This window comes from Leuconostoc pseudomesenteroides KCTC 3652 (assembly GCF_014634745.1).
Classification (GTDB): domain Bacteria; phylum Bacillota; class Bacilli; order Lactobacillales; family Lactobacillaceae; genus Leuconostoc; species Leuconostoc pseudomesenteroides.
The window spans coordinates 1-17,456 of sequence record NZ_BMBP01000012.1; the positions used below are offsets into that span (position 1 = coordinate 1).

Consider the following 17,456-nt stretch of genomic DNA (forward strand, 5'->3'; position numbering starts at 1 on the left):
AACTTGCCTATTCATCGCCATTCTAAAAATCAAGTATTATCATTTAGAGAAAACAGGGAGAAATACGTATCATGAGTAAAACAACTAAATGGCTTGTTGGTGGTGTGGCTGTCGTCGCTATCGCTGGTATTGCCTACGCTAGCTTTGGCCCACAGACCCAAAGTAAAGATAAAGAGACACTGACAGTTGGCATCATGGCAGGTGATAAACGCACAGACAAGCAATGGAAAATTATAAAAAATAATGCCAAAAAAGAAGGACTGACCTTAAAAATAAAAACGTTCACGGATTATACACAACCTAACGCTGCATTATCATCAGGCGATATTGATGCAAATGCGTTTCAGCATTACATCTTTTTGAATGATTGGAATAAGAGCCATAAGTCTAATATTGTGCCTGTCGGGGAAACAATTTTAGTGGCTGGTCGCCTATATTCCGACAAGCACAAATCAATTAAAGATATTCCAGAAAATGGAACGGTTGGCATTTCAAATAGTAAGGTTACCCAAGGTAGATCTTTATTGGTATTACAATCTGCGGGATTGATTAAAATAGCCAGTAATGTAAAAGATCCAACGGTAAAAGATATCGTTGAGAATAAAAAGAATTTGAAATTTAAAGAATTAGCAACTGACCAATTGGTTAGAACTTTACCAGAGGTAGATGTCGCCGCCATTGATCCTAGCTTTATCGTCGGATCTGGTCGATCGATCAAGTCAGCCATATATGTGCAGCCAGTAGATAAAAATACCCACGGGGGAATTAATATTATTGCAACAACAAAAAATAAGAAAAATAGCGTTGCGATTAAAAAATTTGTCAAAGCTTACCAATCTGATAATGTGGCCGATTATATTGATAACAAAAGTGGCACCGGAGAAATTGCGGTTTGGAAGGGCGCACCAAAGGTACAGTGATTGATTTTTTATTGCTATGCTTATGCGAATGATTTATCAAAAAAATGACTTGATAAGTGGTTAGAAATTTCCCACTTACACATCGCTAGAGTACACGTTGAATAAAAAATAGCCATAACACTGAAATTAGTGTTATGGCTACTTTTTGTTAGTAAGATAATTGTGATGTTTGGCAATTAATTTTGATGAATAAATTGGACACTTGCAGTAGGTACTGTTCTGGTGCTATAAAGACCGCGACCAGCATTGCCTTCAGAAATTAAGATTGTGCCATCTGAATTAACGTGCTCTACGACGGCAACATGGCCATAGGTTGCGTCTGCACCGTGGAGTCCAGGTGAAAATACAGCAACACTACCCGGCTTAGCTTCTCCGTTAACTTGATATCCCTCTGTTTGTGCTGACTTTGCCCAGTCCTGTGCGTTACCCCAATAATTATCAACCCAGCCTAAGCTAGCTTTGACATACCATGTGCATTGACCAAAGGGATAACTGTTGTTTGCGTTTTTAATGTTTTCGTTACGCTTGTCAATAGCTACGAACGCAGTGTCGTGATTGTTTTCTGTGTCCGATGTCTTGGTCTGTGATTCTTCATTGACCTTCAAGTCGTTGCCAACATATATCCAATGTCCATTTGAGGGAAGGTCATTGATTCGGACAATTTCTGAAACCGAAGTATTATTGGCTATTGCAATATCATAAACAGTGTCACCTTTAACGACGCGGTGAGTATCTGCACTGACCTCCGCATTTGACATGACAAAGGCTGCGCCCATAGTTGTAGTAGCTATTAAAATAGTTTTTACAAGTGATGTGTTCATACTGTGCTCCTTCGTATTGGTAATTGAAAATATATTATTCTATAATTATGATATAACCTAGATATTGTGATATTATGGTTGAATTGTGACTTATTTGTGATGGTCAGTATTTTTGAATTAAATTTACCAGTATGAGGTTAGTGGCAATCAATAGGTTGATTATTGTATCTTTTGGGAATGGAAAGGTAACTGAATAATTAGTAAAAAGGTGATACCGATGCTGAATGAATTTATTTGTAATTATTGAGTGGGTATATATTCTTCCAGCAACTACAAAATGGGTATATGCTGTTGGTATAAAAAATGTAAATTAGCTTATCAAAAAAAGCAACACAATCTGACTATTATTGCCCAGATGTATTGCTTTTTTAATTACTAGGTTACTTCCACTTCAAGTGATAACCATCTTGAGAATTATCATCATCGAAAAATGGTGATAAATCAATGTTGAATTGTTTTGCCAAAACAGCCTTGAAACTGTTCAAGCCAATCATGAAGCCAAAGAAAACATTCATAATGCAAATCATTGCTATTAAGGTCAGGCCTAAACTATGACTGCTCATTTGATCGAAGAATGAGGCAGTGCTTTTGTTAAACAAATGAACAATAATTTGGCTACCTACAATTAGTATAAATATACCACTCATTGAAACATTTTTTGTCAAAGTACGTCGACCATTAGAATGATTTTTTCTGGATGCGATGATAAAAGCAATTGCAGTTGAAATTAATAGCACTAAATAAGGTACGACGTTTAACGCAATTTCAAAATTTTTATCATGCAAATGAATAGCAATTAAAGCAATGGCATTAAAGAACGCAACCATCTGTATTACATTGACAACAAGGTCAACGAATAATTCTTGTTTTTTATCACTAACTACTTCATGTTCATATCCGCTAAACAATAGCCCAGCGATGACAACAATTATCTGTAGGCTACCCAGAATAACAGCCCCTAAACTACCTTGATGGACCCCAATGGCTAACACGAGAAAACCAGTTAATGCATTTAAAATCATAAATACAGTGCGGCTAATGCCATTTAGTAGACGACTTTGTTGTACATTTTGACTGAAGACATACTTGGTTGCCTGCTCTTGAGTTAAATCTGTATGAGTCATATTTTTCACTTTGGTAAGCGTATCTGTTTTATACTAGTATTTTTATAATCGATTGCTTACCAGTTCCTTTCATAAATGTTGAAACCTTGTTTGTGCACGCAACAGGTCTCATAATGATAGTTTATCGAAAAATAATGCTTTTTATGCCATCAAAATATGAATTTTCTGTACGTAATGTCACATATATGTTAGATATTGAAAGTGCTGATAGAACGGCAATACCAATGGCTGATTTGTTATAAAATAATGGACACATTTAATTCACAAACACACTCAAAATCAACTGCACATTCAAAATAGTCAATACACTCGCAATAAAATAACCCAGTATTGTCACCCACTTTTGGTTAACAAATCTTGTCGTCATGTAGCGTGTTTTGCTGGTGAAATACACGAGTGGAAACATCGAAAATGGCAACGCTATACTGAGAAAAATTTGTGAGTAAACAATCAGTTGGTCGAGCACGCCTTCTTTTGCGCCAAATAAGATCACCAGTAAAATAACAGGGATAATTGCCAAAAGACGCGTGATGACACGTCGTAACCAGAGTGGGAGTTTCAAGTTAGTGAAACCCTCCATGACAATTTGACCACTTAGTGTGCCAGTGATGGTGGCGTTTTGACCTGAAGCGAGCAAGGCGATAGCAAACAAAGTGCTCAAAAATGGTGACGCAATTTTACCCGCTAAATGTGGATTTTGCAACGCATGGTACAAGTCACTGAAAGCAGACAGATTGGCTTGCGTACCATAGAACAGGGCAGCGCCAAGAATCAGTAACAAAGAGTTGATAATCAAAGCGACGAATAAATGAACATTAGAGTCCCATTTTGAAAATCTCACGGCCTCAGCGACTTGCGTAGGATCATCATGATCAAAACGACGAGTTTGCGACAAAGAGGAATGCAAAAATAAATTATGAGGCATGATTGTGGCACCAATGATACCAAGTGACAGGACCAATTGCGAATGGTGGAGTAGACTAATTTGTGGGCAATAGCCGCGTAATAAATCACCTAATTGCGGTTGCGCTAACGCGACTTCATAGGCAAACACCAAACCAACAGCAAAAATTAAAATAAACACAATGGCTTCGACGCGTTGAATACCAAATCGAAGCAACGCTAGTAGCAACAAAACGTCCAAACTAGTAATTAAAATACCAATAAATAATGGTATTTTAAACAGCAAGGTTAATGCAATCGCAGAACCGACTACGGAGGTAATATCTGTAGCCATCATGGCGAGTTCAGATAGTAACCACAATAAGATTGCAACAGGACGATTAACGTGCTGACGAATGATTTGCGCCAAATCAAGCTGTGTCACAACACCAAGCTTGGCCGCTAAATATTGCATTAGCATCGCCACTAAAATTGACATCAAAATGACTGACAATAACAAATAACGATAATGAATGCCACCCATAATCGACGTGAGCCAATTGCCTGGGTCCATATAGCCCACCGCAATCAGAGCCCCGGGACCACTATAAGCTAAGAATTTTCGCCAAAATGCACTTTCATAAACGCCTGGTACGGTAACAGAATTGTTGATTTCAGAGAGACTTTTCTCAGTCATGAGCCACCTCGTCAGTAGCTAACTGTGCTAAAAAGCTAGAAAAGTCAGCGGAATCGTTAAAAGATGGTACGACATCATACAATTCGCCGCCCGCACTGCCAAAAGTTTGATAGCCTTGGACACTAATTTCTTCAAGTGTTTCGAGGCAATCTGCCACAAATGAAGGGGCAACAATTAACACGCGCCGTTTACCGAGTACAGGCAATTGTTGCAAGGTGGGTCGCAAATATGGCTTTAACCAAGGCATGGGACCAAACTTTGACTGGAATACTTGGGTGACATTGTCGCGGTTTAGTGACGGTACCAATGACATCAAATTTGTGGTTGTGTCCGTACACTGTTGCAAGTATGGATCGCCTTTGCGGACATACGAGCTGGGAATGCCGTGGTAGCTGACCAGCAACTGATCATATTTATCAGGATCCCACTGATTAGCTACCGTTTTAGCGAGGAGTTGTTGATAACGTTCGTGTTGGTAAAAATCAGTAATGATTTGTGTGGGAATTCCTGTGGCTTCGACTTGGTCAACAATAGATTTTGTGGTTGTTGTACTATATTGTGGAAAAAGTGGGAGGACAACGATGTTGTCAACACCGGCGTTTTGTAATTTGTGTAGTTCACCAGCAATACTTGGTTGACCGTAAGTCATGGCATAGTTAACCTGCCAGTCAGGTAAAAGCGCTTGAATTTGTTGTGCTTGCAATTCTGTATATTGCATCAAAGGTGAACCCAATGGTTGCCAAACATGTTGATAAAACGTCGCTGAACGCCATGAACGAGTGGGCAAAATAATGTGATTGAGAATTGGTTGCCAAAGCCATTTTGGCATTTGAATCACATTAGGGTCAGACAAAAAGACTTTGAGATATTGCTTGACGGCTTGTGTGGTAGGCTCGGCTGGCGTGCCGAGATTAACAATTAATAGACTATTTTTCATAATTTTCCCTCACTAACTAGTATAAATTGAAGCAAGTCCTTATCGTTTGATAAAAGTAGTACAAGAAATGGGATAATCTGTCAGGTTATTGAGGCGAGTATTGGTGGATGTGATACAATAATAATGCTATTAAAGCAAATCACCGCATTGATTTGCTTCTTTTTTTACAATGACAAGGACGCTACTAAAAAAGCATGATTGTACTATTTAATAAACCTTATAATGTATTGACCAAATTCACAGATGATCAAGGACGAGCTACCTTAGCTGATTACATCGACATTCCGCGTGTCTATGCGGCAGGGCGTTTAGACATGGATAGTGAGGGGCTGTTATTGTTAACCGATAATGGCAAGTTGAATCATGAGCTGACTGATCCTGAGAATAAAGCCTACAAAACTTATGTTGTTCAAGTAGACGGTATTCCAACAAAAGCCCAATTGCGTGAATTAGCGCAAGGTGTTATGCTCAAAGATGGCATGACCTTGCCGGCCAAAGTGAAACGAATTCCGTATCCAAAATGGTTATGGGAACGTGAAAAGCCGATCCGCGTCCGGCAAAATCAACCGACTAGCTTTATTCAACTCAAAATTAAAGAGGGACGCAATCGTCAAGTGCGTCGCATGACAGCAGCTGTGGGAATTCCGACGTTACGGTTGATTCGCACACATATTGGTGATTATCATATTGCTGATTTGAAGCCAGGTCAGTATCGTGTGGTGAAATAGGCGACGAACCGGTATAATAGTAAAAGATATAAATTAAAAGAGGTGACCTCATGGGACGTAAATGGGAAAACATTAAAATGAAAAAGGCGCAGACTGATGGTGCTGCCGCCAAAGTTAACAGTAAATATGGGATTGAAATTTATGCTGCTGCCAAGCAAGGTGGCAGCCCTGACCCCGAAGCTAACTCAACTTTGAAGTTTGTGATCGAACGCGCCAAGCAGGCACAGGTACCAAAGCATGTTATCGAACGTGCTTTGGAAAAAGTCAAGGGCTCGGGCGATGAGACTTTCATTGAAGGGCGCTATGAAGGATTTGGTCCTAATGGGTCATTAATTATTGTGGATACCTTAACTTCTAACGTCAACCGTACCGCAACCAACGTTCGCACGGCCTTTAACAAAAATGGTGGCACTTATGGCGCTTCAGGTTCAGTTAGCTATCTTTTTGACGAGACTGGTGTGATTGTCTTTGAGGGGGATGATGCTGATGGTGCCTTAGAGACATTGTTAGACGCTGAAGTAGACGTTCGTGATGCGGAACAACAAGACGACCAAGTCGTTGTTTATACTGAACCAACCGCATTACATCAAGCAATTGCGGCATTGCGCGAGAGTGGGGTATCTGAATTTTCGACCACTGAAATTTCGATGTTGCCACAATCAGAAATGACGCTTGAAGGTGACGATTTAGAAGCATTCGAAAAATTAGTTGACGCCTTAGAGTCAGATGAAGACGTGCAACAAGTTCACCACAACGTGACCTTATAATAAATATCTCTCACTAAGCCAATAACATGTTATTGGCTTTTTTTTTGTGCGAATATGTGCTAAAAATAATAAAATTATCATTTTGAAAATCCGACTTAGAAATGACATAAAACGGTCTGATTATAACCTTAAAAGTTGCTATAAAGGCTTTTAAATGGCTTTTATGAGGAATTGTGCCCAAAAAAAGAAGTTTGTAAACAAACTGTGAAAAAACGGTTTATGGGGTAAATTTTATACTATAATGGTGCAATGTTCATGAACAAAAAATTTGAAGATGAGAGATGAATATGAGAAAACGACGAGCTTATCTAATGTTCTCGGGCTTTGCCTTGATGGCTATTGCTGGTACAACGGTTGGTGTCAACACCTATCAACAGCATCGCCTAGCGCCCTACAAGACCGCAAAACAGCAAAAAGTGCAGACGGTCGTCCAGAATTTTCCGACAACTGTTGTCAAAACTAAAGCACAAAAAGCTGATGATTTGAAAACAAAAGGGATTGAGACGCCTTATGACACGCAACTCACTGCGCAAGGCAAAAAGCCTAAGGAAATGACGTTAGCAGAAAAGTCTAATACTTATGTGAAGATGACTTTGAGCTTGTCGGCTGAGGCGGCAGCGCAAAAATCAAGCACGCCAAACCCTGACGGTACGTCAGCAACGCTGAATCATATCAATCAAGCCGAGCAAAACATAATTGACCAACAAACGCCAATCAAAAATCGTGCTGAGCAAATTACTGGTAAAAAAGTTCTTAAACAAAGTGGTTATTTGGTCAATACTTTGTCAATTATGGCTAAGCCAACACAAGTGAAGCAACTGTCGGCCATTGCTGGCGTGAAAGAAGTTCATATTCAAAGTGTTTACCAGCCGGCAAATTCTAATGATAATGATCTTGCCCAAGTCACTGACGACTGGCGTTCAGCGCATGGCGGTGACGGCAGTGGCATGTTAATTGCCGACATTGATTCGGGTATTGATTACACGCACCCTGATTTGAAATTAACCACTACAGGCAGTAAACAGGCTAAGTTAAGCAAGGACAGTTCAAAACTGTTCCAAAAATTCAGTTCGTACGGTGTTTATCAGTCAAATAAAGTGCCATTTGCCCACAACTATGCGGATAACATTGATTCTCAAGATGAGTTAAAAGACAATGGAATCACTCACGAACACGGACAACACGTCGCTGGTATTTTAGCAGCTAACGGTAAAGTAAAAGGGGTGGCACCTGAAGCGCAATTGCTGGATATGAAAGTGTTCAGTAATCATCACAATGGGGCGTCAACTGATTCAATTGTGGACGCTATTGAAGATTCAGTGAAGCTTGGCGCTGATGTTTTGAACCTATCATTAGGTTCATCATTGACTAACTATTCTAGTCTGATGCCGGAAACAGCTGCGTTAAATCGTGCGGCTAAATTGGGTGTTGTCCCAGTTGTCGCGGCTTCAAATGACGGTCGCGCTTCAGCTGAGCAATCTGACTTACATACCGTGGCACACAATCCAGAGGAGGATATTTCAATTAGTTCCATGTCACTTGCTGACGGTGCTATCTCAGTAGCCTCGATGGAGGGCACGCAAACACACGCGTTGACGACCAACTTCTCAGATAGTGCAGGCAAGACATTTAGTGATAAAGTGCCGGTGCGTGTGTCACCAGGGATTCCAGATGATTTCTGGACGAAGAAACATACGATTCGGGATAATGGCGTGCCTTGGAGTGATGAGGGATACAATTATGACGAGACAAAAAAGGCTGATTGGATATCAAAAGGATTTAATCTTGCAACCGACGCCCATAAAATAAAAATTATTCAATATAATCCTGACCCTGTAGCTAACACGACCGTTAAAGACATGCAGCGTACTGCAAAAAAGAATGACGTTGACATGGTTATTTTGATTGATTATAAAGATCGGTCATTACCAAGCTGTGAATTTGCACCAGTCGATGATGAAAACGCACCTGCGATGTTAATATCCTATCAAAGTGGACGACAATTGTTGGCTAAAGTAAGAGAATTGGCACCTGATTATTATGGTAAAGAGCCGTTACCGGAAGATGCATCAGCTGAAGACGCGAATAAAAGACAAGAAGTAGCAAACGCGTCACTCACTGCCCCAACGACCACAACTGCTGACAATCAAGATACTGGTAAGATGAGTACATTCACCTCTTGGGGATGTACACCGGATTTGAACTTAAAACCTGATGTTACTGGGGTTGGTGGCAATATTTGGTCGCTGTCTAACAAAGACTATGCGCAAATGAGTGGCACGAGTATGGCGTCCCCATTTGTTGCCGGTACGGTAGCTTTGTTGAAGCAGCAAGCCAACAAGCAACATGTCAATCTTGGTCAAGGTAGCAACAAGTTCATTAAGAATATGAAGACATTGCTGCAAAATACAGCGCAACCAGTATACAGCAAAGATGGTCAAGCTTACTATTCACCTCGCCAACAAGGTGCTGGTTTGGTCCAAGTTGATAATGCAATCAAATCACACACCGTCGTTACTGACGCCAAAGATCAAGATGGTGCTGTAGACCTGAAGAGCTTTAGTGGTCAAACAAAGACATTTACTTTGAATATTAAAAATGTCGGTAATAAGGCAGCCACCTATTCGGTTAAAGGACTTGGCGGTGTCGCAACTGAAATTCGTACCACTGATTCTAAGGCGCCAAATGAAGTTGGCATTCGAACAACTTATAACTCAAACGGGGATGCATTAGATACAACCAGTTTGAATGGCGTTGGGACTTACTATTATCGTGATGAACAACCTTATCTGGACTTGGTGAGTGAGCATAATATTGCTAACGCCACACTAACAGCCAGTCAAAATCAAGTGTCTGTGCCAGCTGGTCAGACAAAGACTGTTGCCGTGACAGTCACAGTGCCAAAAACTCAAGCTAAGCAGAGTTGGGTAGAAGGTTATGTTCAAGTTAAATCTACCAAAGATAGTGAGCCAGCAGCCAACATTCCTTATTTTGGTTATTATGGTAACTGGGACGCAGGACAAGTCATTGATAAGCCAGCACAAGAAAAAGGATCAATCAAAGGTTGGGGTTATTTAGGTGATTCTCATTATTTGCGACCATTAATGACAGGAAATACGGGTATCGCTTCTAATGAATATGTTACACAATATACCAGTGATAATGATCACGCGGCTATTTCATTTCAAAAGAGTAGTGCGCATCAATCAGCCGTTGATTTATAGTACATGTTACGTTGGACAAAAGAAATTGATGTTGATGTGCTGGGCGCTGATAAAAAAACCGTTCTGACACATTTAGCAACGTATCAACAATCTAAGCCAGGACTAATCACCACAGAATGGAATGGCACAGTGCCCAACCCTAAAACGGGTAAATCTGACAAAGTAGCTGATGGTGTCTATTACATTCGTACCAAAGCAAAAATGTTAGATGGTGCTAAAACAGAGACCGTATTCCGTAAATTAACCGTTGATAATGTCATGCCAAAAGTTGCCAATGCACATTTGAAGTATCAAAAAGATGGCGTTCGCTTAACTGCCGATATTAACGAAAAAGGTTCTGGTATGTTTGACCTTTCTAATGACTACACGGGTGGCAAGGTTGATTTACGTTTGAATTCGATTCTAAGTTCTAATCAGTTTGATACACCTGAAAAGGAGAAAACCTCTGGTTGGTTACACAATCATTTTGATATCCTTTTGAATGAACAACAAGTTGAAAATTTGAAGCAGCAAGATAATAAAGTGGAAATTACCTTACGTGATCGTGCTGGCAATGGTGATTGGTTTGAAAATCAGCTGAAGTTATCCGTTGAGGGGACTAAAGAAACTAAAAAGCAAGTGGATAAATTAGCAAGTAAATTCAGCGTTGATTATCAAAATATGATCAAGCAGACTAAAGTTGATGGTGAATATAGTGATTTGTCAGCTGATGCAGATCGAGTGCATATTGACACGGGAGAGCATGCTGATCCCAATAGTGCACCAAGTGAACATAAAAGCATCAACGCATTTGATTTAAAAGCGGTCGATTCAAAGTATTGGTCAATTCAAATTAATGGCTCTTGGAATCAAAATAAGCCATTCAATGTCACGTCATGCGATAGTCAAGACAAACAAATTGATCATGTGACTGTAACGGCTAAAGATGGTAACTGGTCAACCCGAATTAAGGTAGGAAAGCTTGGATATTTGAAGTTTACTGACGCGTCGGGTAAAGAGTTGACTAAGCCGGTGGTGCCAGAGATTCCGATTGGTGAGGGAATTGATACTCAAATCGATCAAGCTGCTTTAGCAACTGAATCACATGGTAAGTGGATTAAACGTGGCAATCATGAAATTCTTGTCGTACCGTATAGTACAAGTAGTCTGAATATTAAAGGTGCTTTCACTGGTGCTCACACGCCAGATAAGGTGTTGATTTATAATAATCAAGTGATTGATCAAGATTCCCGTACTATTCGAGTTGCAAAACCAATTTGGACTGATAATCACTTAAATATGCAAGTTTATACTGGGCAGTCTGGTTTAGAAAAGAATGTTGAGGCTACTAAATTAGGAGTGGATGGGTCATATAGTGGTCAGGTCAGCCTTTGGGATGCGCAAACATTAGCTAATTTGCAGAATAACAGTCTGGATCTGTTGAAAACAACGAGTAATTATGAGGGAGGTGGATCAAAAAATTGCCAAACTAACGGCCTTCAGAGTGTTCAATTTGCTGGTTATGAAGCCGAGTATAGCGATATATTGCCACGGATTATAATACCAGAAGGAAGTCAAAATCCTTTCTTTAATCCGGAGTTTGCGACAGCCAATGTTTCGAAAAATGATCCTTTGAGTAAATATATATGGCAACTATCAGACTTTAGTAAGACATTCAGTTTGCCTGTCTATCGTTTACCAGAAGGTGAAAGCCTATCATCTGTCAAGGATAATGGTGTTGAAAAAGATTCAATCCTGCCTTTGAAGCCTGAACACAGTGCTGATTCTTTGGGGCTTGATGACAAACATCCAATCATGATGATCGGTTCCGACGTTGTGATCACACCTAGCAACTTGCTTGATGAGAATGGTGCTTTAAGGTGTTACAATCCATTCACACAAGACCTAACGATCACTGGATATGCTATTCCAACAATCAAGAACTTGCGTTTTGTTTTGAACAGTGCTAACCCTGATGACGCGTCAAATCAAGTCAAAGTAAACCCAGATGGTAGCTTCAAGTTCGTTGCCCATCACGTGGGACCTGTTGTTGAAAAAGCGTTTGTTGTGAAATACGATCAAACGATCAACGGTCAAACAACTGCACAGACACAAGAACATGCGTTGAAAATTAACTTAAGTCAGCCAGCTATTCATCTTGATACGGACACCCATTGGGTGCAACGACCAAATAGCCATCATTTTGATGTCTACACGTCCAACACAAGCTTCACATTAAGCGGACAAGTATCTGCTTATAACACTGGTGTCGCCGTGAACGTCAATGGTGAAAATGTCTTTGTTGGCAAGACTAATTGGGACGATGCAAGTAAGTATGGTACGCCATATCTTGGCTTTGCCCCCGAGAAGTTCAGCAAGACTTACAAGTTAAATAAGCATGAAACAACAACGTACAACATCATGCCATATCAGCTAACTGATACTGGTAATGTTGGTGATACGTATGAAATTGTCGTTCATCAAGTCGGCAAGTAAATTGACTTGAGACGCACAGATATGACAAAAAACCGGTTGCAAAATCGGTTTTTTGTGTGATACCGCTTACAATTAATCAAAAACCCTAGTTCATATTTTATTTACAAAATCATCATAATTGTCCGGAATTCATAAAAGAATGCATACTGTACAACGTTTTTCAGCCAATTTGTGACCATTCGACTGCAACTCAATTCATAATTCGTTCACGGGGTGGACATATTTGGCGTATATACTATGAAAATGTTCAAGAAGTTCATGAAATTTTTGAAAACTTTGCCGTAAGTTACAGCAAAATTCAAACAATGAACAAAAAAAGAGAGCATTTGAGGAGAAGAAGTATGTCTAAACTTAAATCAGCGCTATTACTTAGCATTGCGCTAAGCCCAATTTTTGTCAGTGCTACGCGTGGTATTGAAGTTGTGCACGCCGAGGTGGTACAAAATGCCGTGGCGCAACAGGTGAAGAAAGCGACAGAAGTCAAACCAGTAAAGGGTACGGACGAAAAGAAGACTGACGATAAGAAGGTTGATACCGTTACAGCAGCAAGTCAAGGTGATTCAGATATAGATAACACCCGCTCAGAGAAACCAAATATTATCGCTTTTAATGATAAGGATTTCCTACAAAAATTCAAGGCAACAAACTATTATCAACAACAAGTAGCGATGTATGGTGAAAATAAGCCAGGAGCTGATGCAGCCTTAGCAGCTCAAGGGGCCAGTTATCTTTCTTCAATCATTGGTGAAGCGTTTATCAAGGCAGAAAGCAAGCCAACGATTATGAAGGCGCTTGGCTTTGCTGGGCCAATTGGTGCATTATTGAGTTGTATGATTGACTGGTTGACACCAGCCGCAAGAAATAAAACAGACGAAAAACTCGATGAGATAAATAAGAAACTTGACGATCTAGGGATACACTTAGACCACGTTGGCAGCGCCATTTCGGATCAGATTAACGAAGCTAAAACAGAGACGAAATTAGAAGATTTTAAGAAAACAATTGCAGCAACGCGGACACCATTTGGCACCGTTGCTGGAGAAATTTCTCAATATCAAGCAGGTCATAACATTACCTTGGCTAGCAAGGATAAAGATGATGTGAAAACGTATGTGAATGAATATGCTAAGCTGTACCGTACTACTGAGTGGGGCTTCGATAACAAGTCGCAAGAAGTTTCAGGAATGCCTAACTCAGAGAATTTAACAGTTTTCAAGGACTTATGTGCCTTTGGAAAGGCCATAGTTAGTGGCGATATTAACCAAAATAATATTTTCCGAGTTATGAGTAATTATGAATCGTTAAGAGAATTTTTTAACACGCAAACATTTGCCACGCGTGAAGCATTTGCTGAGTATGTCATGAGTCACTATACCGTATGGGCGAGTGATATGATGACAGCGATATTCTTTGATTACTTCCGTGTCAAGGGTCAACTTGATCTGATCACGGCAAGTGATGAGTATAAGGAAAGTGTAACGGCGGCCAAAACGAATGGCACAACAATTGATAAAGAATTTCAAAAAAGCTACCCTATATCATATACCCTATTTAATAACTTGAGGTCAAATGCCCGAAATGATCTCATGCGTTTAGGATATGATGTAACGTCAGACAAAGGTCATAATGATTCGTATGATTTGGACGAGTATGATAAGAATCAGTGGGTTGACAAATATAACAACAATAGCGTGAGCCTTGGTGCGGGGGAAACTGATATATTAGGCGCTAATGTGAATGCTGTGAACTATGCGTATGCGAATGAGATTAAGAATGATCCCTTTGATACAACAAGTAAGGACTCTAATTATGAGGCTAGATTAAAGGCAGCTCAAAACGCAGTAGAAGCGGCAAAGAATAAGCTGGCAGAACTAACAAAAGATGAAGAATATGCACCATACACACATGACGAGTATGAAGCACGAGCTGATGCAATGAACGAACTAGATCGAGCTCAACAAAAGTTAGAACAGGTAAAAAATGAAATTAAAACAGTTCTAAAAGATGACAAAGGGAATCCTATCGTAGCTAAACTACAAGCTGAAGAAAAAACATCAAACGATGGCAAAATGCTTTACTCATATCGCAATAACAAGTGGGTTTATAGTAAACTAGTATCTGGACCAGCTGCATATGCTGCTAAACATATGGTTGAAAAAAATAAGACGGACTTGGACGATGTGAAGAATAAATCGATTGGGTACAAAGGTGGTGGTTCAACCGCTGTTGATTATTTTGACATTTGCTGGACACACAATACGGATCTTCCTGCTAATCCGAGCTGGAACGCAGTATTTGAAAAAGCTTTGACAAGTGATGATTTGCTCTGTCTAAATACTGCTGCAGCCACTCGAAATAAAATTGGTATCAACAGTTTGTTATCAAATACCGTGACTCATGTGGTTAATGGCGTTACTCAATTGGGATTCTCAGAGATTGGAAAGACCGGTCGAATCATAGGCGATGGTGATTATAAACTTGCCATTGATCCGGCGGGTACATGGTATACACCTGGGTATACTATTGGGCTAGGTTACTATCAAAATAATAAACACACGAATCCAAGTGTTGATCAAAAAACAGTTTATCAAAACTTCAGTTATGTTGGCACATATAAAGACTCTAAGACAAATGAGTATGTGCAGGATTATCATGATAAGCACTATGATCAAGAGGATGTCACTTTCATTAGAGGCGTCAAAGATGGTGATAGCGAGTTAGGTGCATTAAACAACGGCAATAAGACACCCGTTGCACCTGAGCACTTTGTTGAGTAATCATTTATAATTTAATAAATAGATTAAGTAACTATCATAAAATAAACAAACACGCCCAAAATTTCACTGCTTTGGGGGTGTTTGTTTTGTAACAGCGTCTATACCCTAACATCAAGTTCATGTTATCATGAATGAATACGGGAACAACTTGTGAGCACGAGCGAATTGAGGGGAAAATGTTGAAAACAAATAAACTTAAATATTTAGAGAATTTTCTAGACAAGCATCCGAATTTAAATGATGATGAAAAGCAGGTCATTGAAAACACCATTGTTAATTTAGGTCGTCCAAGGACATTGCAAGACAGAGAAATCACACATTTGACGAATTCATTTCAAAAGCTTTCTCTAGATAGCAAGCTATCAGATGATGGCAAAGTCTTGTCGAAGCAATTGCACAGAAGCGATTGGTTTTATGGCATACTCAATAATTTAAAGTTTTTTGGTAATTGAGTTTTTTGAGTATTGTTTAATGCTATGATAACTAAGCATTGGACTTGACAAAAAATAACTAACCGAAAAAGCGCTTAATTCATACCACATGAATTAAGCGCTTTTATTACTGAAACAGGAATACACCAAATTTCGAACTATCTTCACATTCTACCCACAATAACTTCAAATATAACAGTTATACTACAATTACGTTAAAAATTTGATTTATGTTGATAACAATTTCACTAAAATTCGTATTATATCAATATAATGGCGATTCGGGGTTGAATAGATGAAAAAAGTAGCTTATATGGTTTCGGTGATGCTAGCTGGTATGCTTATTTGCTGGTCTATCGGGCAGATGAGTGGGACAAAAAAAGCCACATCTTCTACACCTGCGGTCGTGTTGGCAGCAGAATCACACAAAGCCACACCACTTGCCCAAGCTAAGTTAGACTATCAACAATATAACTATGCCAAAAGTCTCAAATCAATTACCAATGACGATTCAACCAAGGCTAAAGCGCTCAAAAAAGAAATTGAAGCCAGTAAGTCAGACCTTGTAACATGGAACGATCCGGACAAGTACAGTCATTTATTTTTCCACAGCTTAATTGTTGATCCAACGCGCGCCTTTACGTCACAAAAGGGGCAAGGTTACAAGGATTACATGGTCACGATTGGCGAGTTCAATAAGATGTTGACGCAGCTCTATGCCAAAGGCTACGTGCTGGTTAATTCTGAGCGATTGGTGAAGAAAAACGACAAAGGCGAGTTAGTATTTGATGGGGTTAGTTTGCCAAAGGGTAAGACGCCATTGGTTCTGTCACAAGATGATGTAAACTATTATGAATACATGATCAATTCTGGATTTGCCTCGAAGCTGGTGGCTACCAAGAACGGCATCAAGAATGAATATATAGACGCTAATGGTAAGACCTCGGTTGGTAATTATGATTTGGTGCCAATCGTTGATGAATTTATCAAAACCCACCCTGATTTCTCATACCGTGGTGATAAAGGAACATTGGCGGTGACAGGTTATAATGGTGTCCTTGGCTACCGAACATCCGTGTCACAATACGGCGACACGGCCAAGACTAAACGCGAAACGACAAAGGCTCGCGAGGTCGTCGCCGCCTTGAAAGCAGACGGCTGGAATTTTGCTTCACATTCATGGGGACATTTAAATATGAAGACTTCTTCGGTGGCAGATGTCAAGCTAGATACTGACCGTTGGGAAAAGGAAGTGCAACCCATTGTCGGCAAGACGAACATTTTGATTTTCCCATTTGGCGCAGACATTGGCGATTGGCAGGGGTATCAAGATAATAACGAGAAGTTTGCCTACCTGCGACAAAAAGGTTTTGAAATCTTTGAGAACGTTGATGCGTCGCACACGTCGTGGGGTGAGATGACGACGAAGTATTATCGCCAAGCCCGTATCAATGTTGACGGCATTCGCATGACAGATGACTTGAATGGCACAAATTCAGTGCTCAACCCATTCTTTAACACATCAGAAGTCATTGATAGCACCAATCGTAACAAATAAAGCACGCCGTTCTGGTGTGCTTTTTCTATTGACTAAAACGATACACAAGTTTTATTAAATTGATATGATAAAACATAATAGCAAAACCCAATTTTTGCTATAATGAGAATGATTA

General features: G+C 39.8%; 13 protein-coding genes. 9 read left to right on the forward strand and 4 right to left on the reverse strand.

Annotated features, from left to right (window positions below):
• The first annotated feature begins 71 nt into the window (after positions 1 to 71).
• A complete protein-coding gene (locus tag IEU65_RS09575) occupies positions 72 to 920 on the forward strand; it encodes a MetQ/NlpA family ABC transporter substrate-binding protein (protein WP_147651253.1) in 849 nt (282 codons plus the stop codon).
• A gap of 176 nt (positions 921 to 1,096) precedes the next feature.
• Here IEU65_RS09575 and IEU65_RS09580 read toward each other — a convergent pair whose 3' ends face one another.
• Positions 1,097 to 1,741, reverse strand: coding sequence for a COG3942 and LysM peptidoglycan-binding domain-containing protein (locus tag IEU65_RS09580; protein WP_147651254.1), 645 nt, complete (start codon positions 1,739 to 1,741; stop codon positions 1,097 to 1,099).
• 380 nt (positions 1,742 to 2,121) lie between these two features.
• Positions 2,122 to 2,865, reverse strand: a complete 744-nt coding sequence (locus IEU65_RS09585) for a hypothetical protein (protein ID WP_010278459.1) — start codon at positions 2,863 to 2,865, stop codon at positions 2,122 to 2,124.
• A gap of 113 nt (positions 2,866 to 2,978) precedes the next feature.
• Between IEU65_RS09585 and IEU65_RS10485 the strand changes: the two genes are divergently transcribed.
• Positions 2,979 to 3,107, forward strand: a complete 129-nt coding sequence (locus IEU65_RS10485; RefSeq protein ID WP_277950320.1) for a hypothetical protein — start codon at positions 2,979 to 2,981, stop codon at positions 3,105 to 3,107.
• A 14-nt stretch (positions 3,108 to 3,121) separates the two neighbouring features.
• Here the strand turns inward: IEU65_RS10485 and IEU65_RS09590 are convergent, their stop codons facing one another.
• Both IEU65_RS09590 and hemH read right to left on the reverse strand, forming a co-directional pair.
• Entirely contained in the window at positions 3,122 to 4,444 is a 1,323-nt protein-coding gene (locus IEU65_RS09590) for an Nramp family divalent metal transporter (RefSeq protein ID WP_010278465.1), read from the reverse strand.
• Positions 4,437 to 5,381: a ferrochelatase gene (gene hemH, locus IEU65_RS09595; protein ID WP_010278467.1), complete on the reverse strand. Its 945-nt coding sequence runs from the start codon at positions 5,379 to 5,381 to the stop codon at positions 4,437 to 4,439. Before hemH ends, IEU65_RS09590 begins: the two co-directional genes overlap by 8 nt.
• 194 nt (positions 5,382 to 5,575) lie before the next feature.
• On the opposite strand from hemH, the gene IEU65_RS09600 reads away from it, so the two are divergent.
• The 7 genes from IEU65_RS09600 (at position 5,576) to IEU65_RS09630 (ending at position 17,341) form a co-directional block, all read left to right on the forward strand.
• Positions 5,576 to 6,109, forward strand: a complete 534-nt coding sequence (locus IEU65_RS09600) for an rRNA large subunit pseudouridine synthase E (protein WP_010278468.1) — start codon at positions 5,576 to 5,578, stop codon at positions 6,107 to 6,109.
• 50 nt (positions 6,110 to 6,159) lie between these two features.
• Positions 6,160 to 6,876, forward strand: a complete 717-nt coding sequence (locus tag IEU65_RS09605) for a YebC/PmpR family DNA-binding transcriptional regulator (protein WP_010278470.1) — start codon at positions 6,160 to 6,162, stop codon at positions 6,874 to 6,876.
• Positions 6,877 to 7,163: 287 nt separating this feature from the next.
• Positions 7,164 to 10,100, forward strand: coding sequence for a S8 family serine peptidase (locus tag IEU65_RS09610; protein ID WP_031941002.1), 2,937 nt, complete (start codon positions 7,164 to 7,166; stop codon positions 10,098 to 10,100).
• Between the two features lie 3 nt (positions 10,101 to 10,103).
• Complete coding sequence (locus IEU65_RS09615; protein ID WP_010278476.1) at positions 10,104 to 12,575, forward strand: hypothetical protein; 2,472 nt, start codon at positions 10,104 to 10,106, stop codon at positions 12,573 to 12,575.
• 341 nt (positions 12,576 to 12,916) lie between these two features.
• Complete coding sequence (locus tag IEU65_RS09620) at positions 12,917 to 15,352, forward strand: hypothetical protein (protein ID WP_010278477.1); 2,436 nt, start codon at positions 12,917 to 12,919, stop codon at positions 15,350 to 15,352.
• A 176-nt stretch (positions 15,353 to 15,528) separates the two neighbouring features.
• Complete coding sequence (locus tag IEU65_RS09625) at positions 15,529 to 15,804, forward strand: hypothetical protein (protein WP_010278479.1); 276 nt, start codon at positions 15,529 to 15,531, stop codon at positions 15,802 to 15,804.
• 274 nt (positions 15,805 to 16,078) lie between these two features.
• A complete protein-coding gene (locus IEU65_RS09630; protein WP_010278480.1) occupies positions 16,079 to 17,341 on the forward strand; it encodes a polysaccharide deacetylase family protein in 1,263 nt (420 codons plus the stop codon).
• The last annotated feature ends 115 nt before the right edge of the window (positions 17,342 to 17,456 follow it).

Excerpts from the sequence above, each read along its gene's own strand:
- IEU65_RS10485 (WP_277950320.1), top strand. The coding sequence starts at position 2,979 with ATGATAGTTTATCGAAAAATAATGCTTTTTATGCCATCAAAATATGAA.
- IEU65_RS09590 (WP_010278465.1), bottom strand. The coding sequence starts at position 4,444 with ATGACTGAGAAAAGTCTCTCTGAAATCAACAATTCTGTTACCGTACCA.
- IEU65_RS09615 (WP_010278476.1), top strand. The coding sequence starts at position 10,104 with ATGTTACGTTGGACAAAAGAAATTGATGTTGATGTGCTGGGCGCTGAT.
- IEU65_RS09575 (WP_147651253.1), top strand. The coding sequence starts at position 72 with ATGAGTAAAACAACTAAATGGCTTGTTGGTGGTGTGGCTGTCGTCGCT.
- IEU65_RS09600 (WP_010278468.1), top strand. The coding sequence starts at position 5,576 with ATGATTGTACTATTTAATAAACCTTATAATGTATTGACCAAATTCACA.
- IEU65_RS09580 (WP_147651254.1), bottom strand. The coding sequence starts at position 1,741 with ATGAACACATCACTTGTAAAAACTATTTTAATAGCTACTACAACTATG.
- IEU65_RS09625 (WP_010278479.1), top strand. The coding sequence starts at position 15,529 with ATGTTGAAAACAAATAAACTTAAATATTTAGAGAATTTTCTAGACAAG.
- IEU65_RS09610 (WP_031941002.1), top strand. The coding sequence starts at position 7,164 with ATGAGAAAACGACGAGCTTATCTAATGTTCTCGGGCTTTGCCTTGATG.
- IEU65_RS09605 (WP_010278470.1), top strand. The coding sequence starts at position 6,160 with ATGGGACGTAAATGGGAAAACATTAAAATGAAAAAGGCGCAGACTGAT.
- IEU65_RS09630 (WP_010278480.1), top strand. The coding sequence starts at position 16,079 with ATGAAAAAAGTAGCTTATATGGTTTCGGTGATGCTAGCTGGTATGCTT.
- IEU65_RS09620 (WP_010278477.1), top strand. The coding sequence starts at position 12,917 with ATGTCTAAACTTAAATCAGCGCTATTACTTAGCATTGCGCTAAGCCCA.
- hemH (WP_010278467.1), bottom strand. The coding sequence starts at position 5,381 with ATGAAAAATAGTCTATTAATTGTTAATCTCGGCACGCCAGCCGAGCCT.
- IEU65_RS09585 (WP_010278459.1), bottom strand. The coding sequence starts at position 2,865 with ATGACTCATACAGATTTAACTCAAGAGCAGGCAACCAAGTATGTCTTC.